This is a genomic window from Rhodospirillaceae bacterium (assembly GCA_016712715.1).
Classification (GTDB): Bacteria; Pseudomonadota; Alphaproteobacteria; order Dongiales; family Dongiaceae; genus Dongia.
The window spans coordinates 17166-33028 of sequence record JADJQM010000003.1 but is presented as its reverse complement, the minus strand read 5'-3'; the positions used below and the strand labels follow the sequence as shown (position 1 = coordinate 33028).

12 protein-coding genes are annotated in these 15863 nt (G+C 63.3%); all 12 read right to left on the bottom strand.

The window, feature by feature from the left end; translation table 11 throughout:
- Nucleotides 1–38: 38 nt before the first annotated feature.
- The 12 genes from flhA to flgK all read right to left on the bottom strand — a co-directional run bounded on the left by flhA (nucleotide 39) and on the right by flgK (nucleotide 15852).
- Entirely contained in the window at nucleotides 39–2150 is a 2112-nt protein-coding gene (gene flhA, locus IPK59_17920) for a flagellar biosynthesis protein FlhA (GenBank protein MBK8160562.1), read from the bottom strand.
- 60 nt (nucleotides 2151–2210) lie between these two features.
- Nucleotides 2211–3608, bottom strand: a complete 1398-nt coding sequence (locus IPK59_17915; protein MBK8160561.1) for a sigma-54-dependent Fis family transcriptional regulator — start codon at nucleotides 3606–3608, stop codon at nucleotides 2211–2213.
- A gap of 14 nt (nucleotides 3609–3622) precedes the next feature.
- A complete protein-coding gene (locus tag IPK59_17910) occupies nucleotides 3623–4474 on the bottom strand; it encodes a MotA/TolQ/ExbB proton channel family protein (GenBank protein MBK8160560.1) in 852 nt (283 codons plus the stop codon).
- Between the two features lie 36 nt (nucleotides 4475–4510).
- Nucleotides 4511–4852, bottom strand: coding sequence for a flagellar motor switch protein FliN (gene fliN / locus IPK59_17905; protein ID MBK8160559.1), 342 nt, complete (start codon nucleotides 4850–4852; stop codon nucleotides 4511–4513).
- Between the two features lie 14 nt (nucleotides 4853–4866).
- Nucleotides 4867–5655, bottom strand: a complete 789-nt coding sequence (locus IPK59_17900) for a hypothetical protein (protein ID MBK8160558.1) — start codon at nucleotides 5653–5655, stop codon at nucleotides 4867–4869.
- Nucleotides 5656–5677: 22 nt separating this feature from the next.
- Nucleotides 5678–6694, bottom strand: a complete 1017-nt coding sequence (fliG, locus tag IPK59_17895; GenBank protein ID MBK8160557.1) for a flagellar motor switch protein FliG — start codon at nucleotides 6692–6694, stop codon at nucleotides 5678–5680.
- A 1-nt stretch (nucleotide 6695) separates the two neighbouring features.
- Complete coding sequence (gene fliF / locus IPK59_17890) at nucleotides 6696–8381, bottom strand: flagellar M-ring protein FliF (GenBank protein MBK8160556.1); 1686 nt, start codon at nucleotides 8379–8381, stop codon at nucleotides 6696–6698.
- A 270-nt stretch (nucleotides 8382–8651) separates the two neighbouring features.
- Nucleotides 8652–9032, bottom strand: coding sequence for a DUF1153 domain-containing protein (locus IPK59_17885; GenBank protein MBK8160555.1), 381 nt, complete (start codon nucleotides 9030–9032; stop codon nucleotides 8652–8654).
- A gap of 90 nt (nucleotides 9033–9122) precedes the next feature.
- Nucleotides 9123–9821, bottom strand: coding sequence for a flagellar hook assembly protein FlgD (locus IPK59_17880; protein ID MBK8160554.1), 699 nt, complete (start codon nucleotides 9819–9821; stop codon nucleotides 9123–9125).
- A 157-nt stretch (nucleotides 9822–9978) separates the two neighbouring features.
- On the bottom strand, nucleotides 9979–11562 hold the full coding sequence (locus tag IPK59_17875) for a flagellar hook-length control protein FliK (protein MBK8160553.1): 1584 nt from the start codon (nucleotides 11560–11562) through the stop codon (nucleotides 9979–9981).
- Nucleotides 11563–11572: 10 nt separating this feature from the next.
- Nucleotides 11573–14116, bottom strand: coding sequence for a hypothetical protein (locus IPK59_17870; GenBank protein ID MBK8160552.1), 2544 nt, complete (start codon nucleotides 14114–14116; stop codon nucleotides 11573–11575).
- Nucleotides 14117–14142: 26 nt separating this feature from the next.
- The gene (gene flgK / locus IPK59_17865) at nucleotides 14143–15852 is read right to left on the bottom strand and encodes a flagellar hook-associated protein FlgK (protein MBK8160551.1); all 1710 of its coding nucleotides are present in this window, start codon (nucleotides 15850–15852) and stop codon (nucleotides 14143–14145) included.
- Between the last annotated feature and the right edge of the window lie 11 nt (nucleotides 15853–15863).

Genomic DNA, 15863 nt, shown 5'->3' with positions numbered 1-15863 from the left:
GCCCATGACAATTGTGGGAGCGTGAAACCTGCCCATCATCAGATCTGCCCGAGCGTACGGATCTTGGCCTTGGGGTGGATTTCGTTCTGCGACATCACGGTCGTCGCCGGACGGAAGCGCTCGACGATCGAGCGCACGAAGGGCCGGATGCCGGGGCTGGTGAGCAGCACCGGGCTGTCGCCCATGATGGCGAAGCGTTCAAAGGTCTGGCGTACGGTCTGGATGAATTGCTGGAGGTCGCTGGGCGCCATGACCAGCTGGCGCTCCTCGCCATCGCCGCGGACCGCGTTGGCGAAGGCCTGTTCCCATTCCGGCGACAAGGTGACCAGCGGAATGACGCCGGAATTGTCGCTGCTGGCGTCGGAGATCTGGCGGGCGAGGCGGGCGCGGACATGTTCGACGATGGCATTCACGTTGCGCGAATAGCCGGTGGCCTCGGCGATGCCTTCGAGAATGTTGGAGAGGTCGCGGATCGAGACGCGTTCGGTGAGCAGCGCCTGCAGCACGCGCTGGACGCCGCCCACGGAGATCTGGCCCGGGATGAGGTCGGCCACCAGCTTCTGGTGTTCCTTGGGCAACTCGTCGAGCAGCTTCTGTGTTTCCGAATGAGACAACAATTCCTGCATGTTGTCCTTCACCAGCTCGGTCAGATGGGTGGTGATGACGGTCGCCGGATCGACCACGGTATAGCCGCGGAAGAGTGCTTCCTCGCGGGCGCTGGGGTCGACCCACATGGCGGGCAGGCCGAAGGTGGGTTCGGTCGTGTCTTCGCCGGTCATGTTGATCTTGTCGCCGCGCGGGTCCATGACCAGGATCATGTTGGGGCGGAGATCGCCGCGGCCGGCTTCGATTTCCTTGATGCGGATGACATAGGAATTGGCGTTGATCTGCAGATTGTCCTGGATGCGGACGGCCGGCAGGATGAAGCCCATTTCACCGGCCAATTGGCGGCGCAATGCCTTCACCTGATCGGTCAGGCGGTGGCCGCGTTCGGTATTGATGAGGCCGAGGAGGCCGTAGCCGAGTTCGAGGCGGATGGCGTCGAGCGTGAGGGCGGTCGAGATCGGCTCTTCGGCGACCGGGACATGGGATTGTTCGACGACGTGGGCCTGCGCCGCCTCGACCACGACCTTGCGCTGATGGCGCATGACGAGGAAGGCCATGGTGCCGGTGATGCAGGCCAGCGCCATGAAGGGGACGGCCGGAATGCCCGGCATCATGGAAAGGAGGGTCATGAGAAAGGCGGCAAGACCCAGCGCTGCCGGATAGCCGGAGAGCTGCTTGAACACCGCCTTGTCGGTCGAGCCTGCGACGCCGGCCTTGGTCACCAGCATACCGGCACCGGTCGAGACGATGAGGGCCGGGATCTGCGAGACGAGGCCGTCGCCGACGCTGAGCAGCGTATAGGTCGAGGCCGCCTCGCTCATCGACATGCCGGCCTGCGCCACGCCGATGATGATGCCGCCGATGACGTTGATAAAGACGATGATGAGGCCGGCGATGGCGTCGCCGCGCACGAACTTCGCAGCACCGTCCATCGAGCCGAAGAAGTTGCTCTCATCCTCCAGGGTCTTGCGGCGCTGCTTTGCTTCCTTTTCATCGATGAGGCCGGCCGAGAGATCGGCATCGACCGCCATCTGCTTGCCGGGCATGGCGTCGAGGCTGAAACGCGCCGAGACCTCGGCGATGCGGCCCGAGCCCTTGGTGATGACGACGAAGTTGACCAGCACGAGGATGGCAAAGACGATGATGCCGATAACGTAATTGCCACCCATGATGAAACCGCCGAACGCCTGGATGACGTGGCCGGCGGCATCGGTGCCTTCATGGCCATGGGTGAGGATGAGGCGGGTCGAGGCGAGGTTCAAGGCGAGACGCAGCATCGTGACCAGCAGCAGGACCGTCGGGAAGCTGGAGAAGTCGAGCGGCTTTTCGATGAACAGCACCACCATCAGGATGAGGATGGAGACGGTGATGGAGAAGGCGAGCGAAACGTCCAGCAGCCAGGCCGGCATCGGGAAGATCAGCACGGACAGCACAGCAACCAGGCCCAGAGCCAGCGCGATCTCGCCGCGCTTCATGAATTTGACGGCCTGATTGAAGGCGCCCATGCCGCCGCCGGTGTTTGCGCCCGTTGCCGTATCGGTCATCGACCGTTATCCCCTTTGTCTCGACATGTTCAACCTAGAGCGGGCAATCAGGCGGAAGCCTCAAGCGTTGGCGGCTTCGCTTTCGCCATGGGCAGGCGGAACGGCAAAGCCTTCGTCATTGTATTGCTTGAGCTTGTTGCGGAGCGTCCGGATGGAAATGCCGAGGATGTTGGCGGCATGGGTCCGGTTGCCGAGGCAATGGCTGAGCGTGTCGATGATGAGATCGCGTTCGACCGCGGCTACCGTGCGGCCGACCAGGGCCGTGGTGCCGGCAGCGGCGACCGCGGCGGCCTTGGCCACGGCACTGTCGGTGGGCGAGGTTACCGCGATCATGCCGGCGCCGACTACGGGCAGGCCGCGGCCGCCGGTCAGCATGATGGAATCCTGCTCGATGATCGGGCCATGAGTGAGCAGCACGGCGCGGTGCATGGTGTTTTCCAGCTCGCGCACATTGCCGCGCCATTCATGGGCCTTCAGCAGGTCGATGACCTCGGGGGCGATGGAATCGATGTGGACGCCGTTGGCGGCGGCGTACTTATGGGCGAAATGCTCGGCCAGCAGCGCGATGTCGCCGGGCCGTTCGCGCAAGGGCGGCAGTTCCAGCGACATGACGTTGAGGCGGAAATAGAGGTCCTCGCGGAAGGTGCCCTTGCGGACTTCCTCCTGCATGTCGCGGTTGGAGGTGGCGATGAGGCGGATGTCGACCTTGACCGGCTGCGACCCGCCGACCCGGTCGATGACGCGCTCCTGTACGGCGCGCAGCAGCTTTGCCTGCAGGCGCGGGTGCATTTCGCTGATTTCGTCGAGTAGCAATGTGCCGCCGGTAGCTTCCTCGAACTTGCCGATCCGGCGCGCAATGGCGCCGGTGAAGGCGCCCTTCTCATGGCCGAACAGTTCGGATTCCAGCAGGTTCTCGGGGATGGCGGCGCAGTTGACCGAGACGAAGGGCTTGTTCGCGCGCTTCGAATGGGTGTGGATGTAGCGCGCCATCACTTCCTTGCCGGTGCCGCTCTCGCCAGTGACGAGGATGCTGGCATCGGAGGGTGCCACCTGGTCGGCGAGCTTCAGGGTCGCCTTCATGATGGGGTCGCTGAAGATAAATGCGGAACTTTCCTCGGTGACGGCGGCCAGCACTGCGGCGATGAGTTCGGCATCGGGCGGGAGGGGGATGTATTCCTTGGCGCCGGCCTTGATGGCACGGACGGCGATTTCGGCCGAGGTGCCGATGCCGCAGGCCACCACCGGGATGCTGATGCGCTCGCGCTTCAGGCTGTCGATCATGTGCGTGATGTCGAGGCTGACATCGAACATGATGAGCTCGGCGCCCTGGCCGTTGCGCAAGGCGGTCATGGCCTGGTCGACACCGTCGACATGGGCCACCTTGGCGCCCCGGCTGATGGCGATCTTGCCAGCCAGGGTGATATGGCCATCAAGGGATCCGACGATGAGAAGTCGCATCGGTTAGTCTCCGTTCAATCGAAATATTTGACGCGTTGGCTGGCTGGCAGGATGGTGTTGAGCACCAGTTCCAGACGCCGCGGATTTTCCTGGCGCCCGATCGAGAGGGCGCCGAGGAGGAAGATCTGATTGATCAGCAGCTCGATCGCGGAATTGCGTTCCAGCTTGCTGGCGATCGGCAGGAAGAAGACGTTGGCGAGGACCGCACCGTAGAAGGTGGTGAGCAACGCTACCGACATGGCCGGGCCGATGCCTTCGGGCTGGTCAAGGGAGCCCAGCATCTGCACGAGGCCGATGAGCGTGCCGATGAGGCCCATGGCGGGGGATACTTCGGCGGCACGGCGCAGGATGCCGGTCGAGCGCTGATGGCGCTGGGCCATGGCATGGGTTTCGAAGGTGAGGTTGCGCTCAATCTCCTCGATTGGCATGCCGTCGACCAGCATGGTCATGCCGCGCAGCAGGAAGGGCTCGTTCTTCAGGCTGAAGAGTTCATTCTGCATCGCCAGGAGACCGCGCCGACGCGCCCGTTCCGCGAGCTGCAGGACCTTGGCCGCGGCCTCGTTGGGGGTGTGGCCATGGCTGAACATGGTACGCAGCATGAGCGGCTGCGCCTGCATGACCTCGGTGAAGGAATAGGAAACCATGGTGATGGCGAAGGTGCCGACGAGGACAATCAGGATCGAAGGCACGTCGATGAAGGCGTACCAGTTGCCGCCCATGAAGATGGCGATGCCGATCAGCGCCAAGGCGCCAAGCAGGCCCAGCACGGTCGCCATGTCGATGCCCTGGCGCGCCGGTTCCAGCCGCAAGGGCAGGTCGCTCTTGGCGGTGAAGCTCTGGATCGGGTCGTTGGCTGTGTCGGACATGGTTTCGTTTCCTGGCGCTTGGCTTCCTGGCGTGTATCAGCCGCGATCGGATTTGATGATTTCCGTCATGGTGACGCCGAGGCGGTCGTCGACCACCACGACCTCGCCGCGAGCAACCAGGCGGTTGTTGACATAGATGTCGACCGCCTCGCCCACCTTGCGGTCGAGTTCCACGACCGCGCCGCGGCCAAGCTTCAGCAGCTGGCTCACCTGCATGGTGGCGCGTCCCAGCACCGCCGAGACTTGGACCGGCACGTCGTAGACGGCGTCCAGTTCCTTGGCATTGGTCGGCACGCGGGCGCCCTCGGTCGAGACATCTGTCCCGCCGGCGGCCTGCTCCTCGAATTCCTGCAGCTGCAGGTTCTCTTCGTCACCCATGGTCCGCTCCTTGTTCAGTCGGCCCGCGTGGTCGCGGCCGTGTCGTCGTCGCCCGCGATGGAGTCTGTCTCCGCCGCGCTGGTCGTTATGTCAGGCTGGGGCACGGGAACGATGCCCTGCAAGGTGAGGCAGCGGTCGAGTGCTGCGGAAACCTGCTGCCAGATGGTGGTGTCATGCCGTTCGAGGCCGCCATCGGCCCATTCGATGCGGCAGGAAGCGCCGCTTAGCGTGGGGTCGGACAGCAGGGTGACGCGGCCCTCGAAATGCTGCGCGTTCGCCATCTCGGTGATTTTGGCCTGAAGCGCCTGCAGAAGGTCGGCCGGCACGCGGACATTGAGGCGCGGTTCGCGGCGGAGATCGACGAGGCATTGCTCAATCACGGCTTCAACTTCGGCCAAGCCACCGCGGCGGGTGAATTCCGGCAGCATCTTCGCGGTCATTGCCAAAGCGAGGCCGGCTGCTTCGCCGAGGATCGTCGCGCGGTCGGTGGTGAGTTTCGCCGTGAGGGCCGCCACGTCGCCGGTGATGCTGCCAAGAGCGGAAGCGATCTGCGCCTCGATCTGCGCCTGCGCCTCGGTCCGGCCTTTGCTGATACCCTCCTTGAGGCCGCTGGCCCTGGCCTCGGCCACGGCTGCCGCCAGTTCCGCCTCGCTGAATGTGGGGGCGGGGGGTGGTGGTGGCGGGGGAGGCGGTTCCACCACCGGTGCCGCCTCGGCCTTCACCTTGCGCGCAGGACCGCGCGGCGATGCTTCGGGAGCATCGTCGAAATCGGTCTCGAACATGAATTTGCGCACGGTTTTCAAGCCTGTCTTCCCTGGATCAAGATCAATAGATCAGCTCGTCATCGCCCTTGCTGTCGGCCAGGATCAGTTCGCCCTTGGCCGCCAGTTCCTTGGCGAGGTTGACCATCGACATCTGCGCTTCCTCGACATCCTTGAGGCGCACCGGGCCCATCGCGGCCATGTCTTCCTTCAGCATCTTCGAGGCGCGTTCCGACATGTTGGAGAGGAACAGATCGCGCAGGCCCTCGGAGGCACCCTTCAAGGCAATCGGCAGCTTGGTCTTGTCGACGCCGCGCATCAGGGTCTGCACGCCGCCCGGATCGAGCTTGGAGAGATCCTCGAAGGTGAACATCAAGGACTTCACCTTCTCGGCCGAATCACGGTTGCGTTCCTCGAGGGCGGTTACAAAGCGCTGCTCGGTGTTGCGGTCGAGATTGTTGAAGATCTCGGCGATCAGTTCGTGGGCATCGCGCTTCGACGAGCGGGCGAGGTTGGAGAGGAACTCGTTGCGGAGCGTGCGCTCGACATCGTCGATGACGTCCTTCTGGATGGATTCCATGCGCAGCATGCGCATGATGACTTCCATGGCGAAGGCTTCCGGCAGCAGGGCCACGACGCGCGAGGCATGGTCCGGCTTGATTTTGGAGAGGACCACGGCAACGGTCTGCGGATATTCGTTCTTCAGGTAGTTCGCCAGCACGCTTTCATTCACGTTGCTGAGCTTGTCCCACATCGTGCGGCCGGCCGGACCACGGATTTCTTCCATGATCTGATCGACCTTCGACTTGTCGAGCACCTTGGCGAGCAGGCGTTCGGTCGATTCGAAGGTGCCGGTCAGCGAGCCGGTCGAGGAGATGCTGTCGGCAAATTCGACGAACAGGCGCTCGACCACGGTGGCGCTCACCGTGCCGAGATTGGCCATGGTCTGCGAGATTTCGCGGATCTCGTCGTCATGCATCATGGCGACAAGCTTGGACGCGCTTTCCTCACCCACCGACATCAGGAGGAGGGCAGCTTTCTGGACGCCGGTCAGCGACCTGTAATCATCTTTGCTGCGCATGTCAGGCTTCCTGATACATCCACTGACGCATGATATTCACTGCCTGTTCGGGATGCTGGTCAACCAGATCGGCGATCCGCTTCAAGGACGAGGCGCGGACCCGGCCTTCGACCTGGTTGATGTCGATCATCTGCTCGATCTCGTTGGCAATATTGGTGATTTCACCCATGGAGGTGGGCTGGCCGCTGGTCAGCGCCGCCATGTCGACCGGTCCGGAGCCGGGCAGGGCAAGGGCCGCCGCCGCACCCGGGGGCAGGGCCGCGCCACCCGGACCGGCGATGGCGAACTGTTCGGGGGCCGCCCCCGGGATCGCCAGCAGGCGGTTGAGGAGCGGGCGCACGACCAGGAGGAGGACCAGCACCGCCACCAGCGAGAGCACCACCAGTTCGGCGATGCGCATAAGGTCGGTCTTCTCGAGACCGAGGATACTGATGCCTTCCTCGACGATCTCAGGTTCGGCGAACTGCATGTTGATCACCTCGACCGTGTCGCCGCGATCGGCATTGAATCCGACGGCGGACTTCACCAAGGTCGAGATCTGGTCGAGTTCCTGCTGCGGGCGGGCGGCATAGGTGCGGACGCCGTTGGCATCGGTGGTGTAGGTGCCGTCGACCAGGACGGCGACGGACAATTTCTTCACGTCGCCGCTGTGCTTGATTTCGGTCTGCACCTTCTTGGAGATCTCGTAATTGACGGTCTCCTCGGTGCGCTGGACAGTGCTGTTGCTGGTGTCGCCGCCACTGCCACCGGCCGCAGCGGGCGGATTGGGCACATTGTTGGCGACCGAGACGTCGTTGTTGGCGGAGCGTTCCTGGTTCTGCTCGTTCTCGTCCACGGTCTGGGTCGAGCGCACCACCTGGCCTTCGGGGTCAAAGCTCTCGGTGTTGGTGGTGACCTGGTTGAAGTCGAGTTCGGTGGTGACTTCGGCGCGCACCTTGCCGGCCCCCAGGGTCTGCGACAGCAGATCTTCGATCGCCTGGGTCATGCGCAGTTCGAAACCGCGGCGCATTTCGTCGGCGTTGGCGGAACTCAATTCGTCTTCGGAGCCGCCCTTGGCGAGGAGATGGCCCTTGTCGTCGATGACCGAGACATTGGCGGTCTTCATGCCGGGAACGGAGGAGGCGACGAGGTGCTGGATGGCCGCCACCTGTTCCTTCTCAAGGGCACCCTGCAGGGTCACCACCACCGAGGCGGTCGGTTCCGCCTTGTCGCGGGAGAACAGCTCGCGCTTGGGCATCACCAGATGGACGCGGGCGCCCTTGACCTGGCGGAGCGCGCGGATGGTCCGGGCGAGTTCACCCTCCATGGCGCGCAACTGATTGATCTGCTGTACAAAATTTGTGGTGCCGAGGGCGTCGGCGCGATCGAAGATCTCGTAGCCGATGGAGCCGCCATTCGGCAGGCCTTCGCCGGCCATGGCGAGGCGGACGCGGCCGACCTGGTCGTCGGGGACATAGATCTGGGCGCCGTCGCCCTTGATCTCGAAGGGGACCTGGGTCTCCTCGAGCTTGGCGGCGATGGCCGCGGAATCCGTGCCGTCGAGGCCGCCATAAAGGAGGGCCATGCCCGGCGTCGTGAGGCGTGACCCGATAAAGCCGAAAAACGCGACCAGCGCCAAAGCCACAGCGGCGAGGCTAGCAAGGCGCACAGGGCCAAGGTTGCGCAGCGTCTGCATCAATGGATTCACGTTAGCCACTCGCTCCTAATAGGCAGCTTTTGCCGACTCGGGCCGCACAATTCGACTAAAATTTTATATACTAAAATTTTCGACGAATTGCTTGGTTTGGGGCCGGATTTGCCGCGGAAACGAGGTTCAATTTAGGACGGAGGGCTTAAGGAGAAGTTAATGTCGGTAAGAATTGCCTAGTTGGCGTGAAAATTCTGCCTAGCTAGAACATTGATATGGTTAATCAAAATTAGGTAATCCACAGGCGTTAAGGAATATTACCTCTAGCTCTCACGAGTGTGGGGATTCATCCTCAGGTTCGACCCTATCGATAGTACGATAATCCTGAATCCGGGTCGTGCGCAGCCCGCGGAGCCCGTGCCGGTCGATCGCGCGCTGCCAGGAGAGGAACTCTTCGACAGAAAGGGAGTACCTCTTGCAGGCCTCCTCGATGCTGATCAGGCCCGCGCGGACGCCGGCTACCACCTCGGCCTTTCGCCGGATCACCCAGCGACGGGTCCCCGGCGGCGGCAATTCCTCGATGCTTTTGGGTGACGCATCGATGATGCTGTTCTGCGATGGTCTCAATTCTGCCATGGCCATGCTGGGCATCCCAATCAGGATCTCCCGTGAATCCGCTCTCGGTTGCGACCATTCATACGCCACGGCCATTTAAAAAGTCCTAAACACGCAGCGACCGATTTGGCCGCATTGCGGCAAAAGCTCTTAAAAACCTCTTGGAAAAACAAGCGTTTGTGCGGGTTAGGCGTCGCTCGACGACTTGGTGATGCGCTCAATCTTATCGAGCGGTACACGAATGCTGCCGATATTGAGGAAAACGCCGCCGTCGATGATCTCGGCCGAATCCACCATGCCGTAGCTGGTGATGGGCGCGGTATAGCTCTTGCCCTGCGCGTCCTCATAACTGACGGCGACGCGGTATTCGCCATCGGGCAACTGGTTGCCGAAGACGTCGGTTCCGTCCCAAACAGCTTTGTGGGGGCCGACGGCGCGATCGGCTTCCGTCACCATGACGATCTGGTTGTTCTTGTCATAGATCTGCAGCGTTGCCTTGGTGGCGGCCTTGTCGAGGGTGTAGTCGAACCTGACTTCGCCATCGACCAGCATGATCTTGTCGGTATCGACCGCGACATCTGTGCCGATGAAACTCACCGCCGCATAGGCATTGGTCGAGGATTGCAGGTTGATCAGCTTTTCGAGGTTCTTGTTTGACTGGATCTGCTGTTCGACCGAGGAGAAAGCGACCAACTGCTGGGTGAACTCGGCGGTATCCATCGGCGAGAGCGGATCCTGGTTCTGCAGCTGCTTGGTCAGCAGGGTGAGGAAATTGTCGTAGCTGTCGGAGAGATTGCCAAGCGCATCCTTGCCGGTCGAGGCGGCGTTGGCCTGATTGGCAGCCGTCTTCTCGGCGAGCGTCTGGCTGATGCTGGGAACTTCCATGGCGATACTCTCCAATTCCTGAATCTAGACCTGCACGTCCACCCAGCCATCGCCCGTGGCGATCACCGCAGCGGCCGTTTCGGTCGGTTGACCGTCGACCCCGTCTTCGGTCGCGCGACCATTGCCGCCCGAACCGGAGCCGTTGCCGGAGCCGAAATCACGGGCAAAAGTTTTCCGGGTCGCCCCCCTGAAGTGAGAAGGAAAGGTCACCCGGACCGGATTTCAATCCAGCCTCTTGCAAGGCCCGTTCCAACGCCTTCATGTCGCGCTGAAGAAGGTCGAGCGTCGCCGGGCGTTCGACCATGATCTGGGCCTGGACGTTATTTTCCTCGTCTATATTGAGCTTCAGATTGATGCGCCCGAGTTCGGTCGGCGAAAGCTGCAGGGTGATACTGCCCCCGCCATCGCGGAGCGAGCGCTGGATGCTGAGCGCCACCTGGTCGTGGACCGGCAAATTCTGCAGGTGCTGGCGGAGATTGGCGACGAAATCGCCGCGCCTGGCCGCCGCGCCCTGGGCCAGGTGGAGGTTCCAGCCGGGCAGGCCCGTGACGTTGCCAAGGCCGGTGTCAAAGCCGATCGGTGCCAATCCGGCGGGGGCCGTCGAGCTTGCCGCGGTCGAGCTGCCGCCCGGGATGGCAGTAGCCTGGGTTTGCGCGGCGGTCGCCTGATTGGCCTGGGACTGCTGCTGGGTGGTGTGATCGGTGGCCCCCTGGCCGTTGGCTGCGGCCCTGCGGGCGTTGCCGGCGTTGCGGCGAAAAGAACTGCCCCCGTCTTCGAGCTGGCGCTGGTTCTCGCTTTCTACCGCTGCCGCCTGGCCCTGTGCCGCCGCCTCAAGGTCGCTGGCATCGGACAAGGACGTGGTTTCCAGGAAGGTGATCGGTCCCTTCTTTTCCGTCGGTGCCGCCGTTTGCGCGGCGACCGCCGTGCCGTCCTCTGACAGCGGCGGCGTATCGCCTTCCTCGGCAAGCGCGATGTCAGCGCCATCGGCAATGGCGGCGGCTGCCGCGGCGATCGCGGCCTGATCCGGCTCGGCAGTGGGTTCGGTTGTCTCGATCGCAGCACCGGGAACGGCCGGAACCGAACCGGGCGCATCGAGATCCGTCGTTGCGCCGGGCTCAACGGCCGCGATGGCGGCTGGCAAGGCGACGATGGTCGGCTGAGAGTTCAGGTCTTCGCCCGTCTCGCCGTCCGCCAAGCTATCGCCCTGGCCCGCACCAGAGCCCAGGCCGAGTTCCTGGCCATCGTCGGACATTTCGGTTTCGCCGGAGCCGTCGATGCCGCCGGCCGCATCGAGCGCGCCGTCATCAACGGCATCGCAGGTGCCCTGATCGCCATGAGCCTGCTTCAACGCGTGTTCGATCTTCCTTTCCAGGCGCGGATGATTGACCACATTCTCGCCCTGGGCCGAGGACGGACGGGCGAGCGCATCGCCGTCACCGCGGCGGCCGCGCGTCGCCTGGTCGCAATCCGCGCGTCGGTCGGGCAAGGTATCTGCGTCGCGGCGCTTGCCACCATCGGCGTCGCTGGCGCGGTCATGCTCGAACAGCGGGCGCTGGGCGAGTGGCGGAAGGTCCAGCGTGGGCGCGGGTTTTACCAGGCCCTGATCGAGGACAGCGCCGCCGGCACGCTTGCTCATCACGCCGAACAGCATGTCGGCAAAACCGCCGCTGCCATCGCTGCCCTTTGCATTGCTGCCCTTGCCGGCGAGGCCGAAGAACAGGTCGATGCGATTTGTTTCCATTCAACGGTCCTCAGGCCAGGAAATTCACGAGAGAAATCTGATTGGTGGTGCCCATCACGGCAAAGATCGCCTGCAACTGGGTTTGCGCGACGTCGATCTTGGCCGCGACCTCGTTGCGATCGACTTCCTCGATCTTGGCGGAGCCGTCGGTATAGAGATTGATCGAGGTCTGGTGCGACAGGGTGGTCGCTGTAATGACCGCATCATTGACCGTGTTGTCGGCATGCAGCGCGCGGATGCTGGTCAGGGCATCGTTGGTGAGGCCGCGAGCGATCTCGATCTTTTCCTGATAGTTGTCGAGATCGTTTACCGCCGACTGGGCGTAGCGCAAGGCGAGTTGCAGCTTCTGGAATCCGATTTCATTGGCCGAAAAGGTGCTGCGCAGGGTCAGCTGGTCGGCGATGGTGACCTTGCCGCGCTCCCAGGCATTGGCGGAATCGAGCGGTTCCTGATGTTCGTTGTAGATCGGTGCGACCGGATTGCCCACCACGGTCGGTTGGATGACCTTGAACGACGTGTCGAGCACCGTGCCGGGCGCAGTGGAGGTCAAGGTGAAGGTGCCGGTGCCGGTGGCACCCGCGGTTGCGGAGACCGGCATTGCAGGGACCGCGGCATTGACCAGGGCCACGAGGTTGATGGCAATGGCGTCCATATCGCGTTCGTTGCCGGTGGTTGTGTAACGAATGGTGCGGCCATTGACCGTCAGTTCATAGGCATCGCCCTTGCGGCCGAGCGGCCCCGACAGGGCCACGGTATCGATCTGCGGCAGGGGTCCTGCCGGGATGTTGGCAATGACCGTCGCCGTGGTTGGCGCGGCACTGACGGTACCCACATCCGTGGTGAGGACCGCGGTGTAGGTGAAGGGCGTGCCGGGCGTGTCGGATTCAAGCGCCAGCTTGCCGCCTTTGACGCCGGCGGTAACGCCGATGTTGGCGGCGTTGATCACGCCGGCGAACTTCTGGGCGATCGACTGGTCGTCGTCAAGATTGGTGGTGGTGACGGTGAACGGCCCGCCCACCGGCGATGTGAAGTTGACGGTATAAACGTCGCCATTGTCGCCGAAGGGACCGGGGAAGGTCACTTCGTCCTCCTGCGCGACGGGCACCACAGTGCGCTGCGTGGTCGTGACCGACCCGCTATCCTGCACCGCGCCGTGGGATTCGAAGGCCGTGGTCGAACTAAGCTGAATCCGGCCGTAGCCAGGCGCCGTCACCGTGACGGTGAAGGGTGGCTGGTAGGCGTTGATCTTCTCGATCAGCTTGACCGCGATCTCGTCCAGGCTCTTTTCGTCGCCCGTCGTTGTGTAGTCGATGGTGACCGGCAGCGCATTGTTCGGCGGGTCCATGATGGTGACGCTGAACGTCTCGTTGATCGTCCCGACCGGACCCGACAGCTGAATGAGATCGACCTGGCTGAGGCCGATCGGAACATTCGGCTTCACGGTCGCGACCTTGGACGGGGTGGGATCGGTGCCCGTGATGACGGTGCTGAAGGCGGTGCCCGGCGTCACGGCGGTGATGGTGAGGCCGTTGGCGTCGACATCGCTGACCGAGACGACGCCGGTCAGCGGCACCGAGGCGTTGATCGCCGTGCGCAGCTGGTCGGCCAGCTGCTGCGCCGTGAGTGGTCCGTTGAAGGTGAAGGTCTGGGCGTTGATCGTGAAAGTCTCCGACTGCAGCGAGCCAAGGTAATCGGTCGTGATGCGGACCTGCTGCACCGCGGTGCCGGCGGCCAGCTGCTGCGCTGTCGAGGAAGTCGCCGCATTGGCGCTGCCGGAGGGGTCCGGCAGGCGGCTCAGATCGACCACGGGCAATCTGTCATTGGCGGTGAGGCCGCCGAACAGGAAGCGGTCATTGATCTGCTCGTTGAGCAAGGAGCGCATCTGCTGGAGCGCGCTGTCGATCTGACCGACGATGGGCGAAACCTTGCCCTGCTTGGTCTGCACGGTGCTGACCGTATTGTCGCCGCCGCCGGTGACGTTGGTGACGCTGGCGCCCACATTGTAGGTGGCACCCACCTCGGTCGCGGTGATGACGATGTCTTCGCCCACCACCTTGGCCATGACGCGGGCGCCGGGCTCGGCATTGATCTGATCCACCAGATTGCCGGTAATGTCGTCGACACTGCCTTCCAGGCCGCTGGTGATATAGGAGTAGAGCTTGCCGTCCACGGTCACCTTATAGATGTCGCCGACATCGCCGACATTGCCATCGAAGGTGATCTTGTTCTGCTGCGCCGTGGGCGGGTCGCTGAGCGGGCTGAGGAAGGCGCTGTACATGTTGCCAGCCAGCTTCTCCATGCTGTTGAAGACCTTGTCATAGGCCTTGATGTCCGGTGTCACGGCCTTGATGGTATCGAGATACCCTTCGCGCCGCTGGATCTCGGCGCGCAGGTCGAGAAGACGCGAACCTTGGACGCCATAGGCCACCAGGCTCACCGACTTCTTGCCGGTGTTGAGCTGCTGCGTCAGTTCCGCCAGCGACGTCTGCAGGTTCTTGAAACCAGCGACGTTGCCGAGATAGGTGGCGTAGGAACTGTAGGCATTGATGCTCATGACGCTATCCTTGCTGTCTCATGCGGCTATCTCAGTGCCGCTTGCAGCGTGTCGAACAACTGCTGAATGACCGTCAGCAGGCGGGCCGAGGCGGCATAGGCGTTCTGCAGGACCTGAAGGTTCGCGATTTCCTCGTCGAGGTTGACGCCGACATCGGCCTGGTATCGCTGTTCGGTCTGCTTCAGGCTTTCGGTATTGAACTTGGCCTGGTCGGAGATTGACTTGGCATTTGCAATTGCCGTGCCGGCAATGCCGACCATCATGCCCTTGTAGGAGACGCCGCTGACGGTGAGGCCGGCCGAGACGAAGGTCCGGTCGGTGCTGTTGAGCGCGTTGACCACGTCGGAGGCGGAATTCTTCTTCAACTGCGCGGTGCCGTCGAGCAGGGCCTGGTTGACCTTGAAGGTGAAGCGGTCGGTTCCGGTGAAGAAGCCGCTCTTCAATTCGGGCAGTTCACCATTGACCAGAGTGGTGACGGAGAACGGCGTGTCGACGGCGCTGCCGACCAGTTGCAGGGCGCCGGCGCCGGCCAGTGCCGTCACGCCCAGGGTGGTGTCGCTGTTGATGAGCGTTGTAAGCTTGCTGGCGATGGCGTCCAGGGTGACGTCGGTGTCGAGCGCCGTGTAGCTGAAGACATGGCCGTTGATCTCGACTTCGAACACGTCTCCGGCGCGCAGGTCGCCGGTCAGCGAGATGGTCGAATACTGGGCAGAGCTTGGCTGCGCCTTCACCGTCGTCTGAAACGAGGCCTCGATGCGCAGCGACTGGCCGGCGGCGTCGTAGGCGCTGCTGAAGGTCGACCCGACAGTCGAGGTCAGCGCGCCGACCACGGCGTCCAGTTGCGAACGCAGCTTGCGAAGCACCTCGGTTGCCGGATCGGTGCTGACCGGCACCGCCTTGTTGCTGTTGTCGAGGCGGAAATCGAGCAGCGCGCGGATCTTGCCGTCGCGCAGCAGCGCGTCGACGGGCGTCGTCGGGTCCTCGGTGCGGAAGACGTTGGTGCCGTCATAGGTGAAAGTCGAGGGCGGTCCGTCGACCAGACCGAGGCCGGCCGGGGTGAACAGGGCGACCGCGCCGTTCTCGCGCTCGACCGTGCGCACGTCGACATATTTGGCGACTTCACGCACCAGCGCGTCGCGCTGGTCAAGCAGTTCGGTGCGTTCGGCGCCGTTCTCGCTGGCCGAGCGCAGGCGGACATTGATCTCGAAGACCTGCTCCAGCAGGCTGTTGAGCTGGCCGACCGATTGCGCGGTATCGTCCTTGGCTTCGGCATCGATGGCGTCGAGGCCGGCCGCGACGCGCGCGATCTCGTTGCTGAGCTGCTCGCCATAGCGGATGACGGCGCTCTGGGCCGATTCGGATTCCGGCGTCGCCTGCAAGGTCTGCCAGGCGGCGTTGAACTGGCCGAGCAGGTTGGGAAGTGCCGCCTGGTCGGTGCTGGTGCCGAGCAATTGCTGGACGCGGGACATGTATTCGTCCTGCGCGCCGGTCGTGCTGGTGCGGGCGATCAGGCTTTCCATCTGCTTGCGCAGGCTTTCGTTCACCGCGGTCGAGTAGGAGCCGATGGTGACGCTGCCGATCTGGGTTTCGCCCAGCACCATGGATTCGCGGTTGAGGGTCTTCCTGGTGTAGTTGGGGTCGTTGACATGGGCGATGTTGGCCGACATCACCTGGATGCTGGCCTGATTGACCCGGAGGCTGGCGACGGCGGCGTTGAGGGCGCCTGTCAGTGACATGACTGCCTATC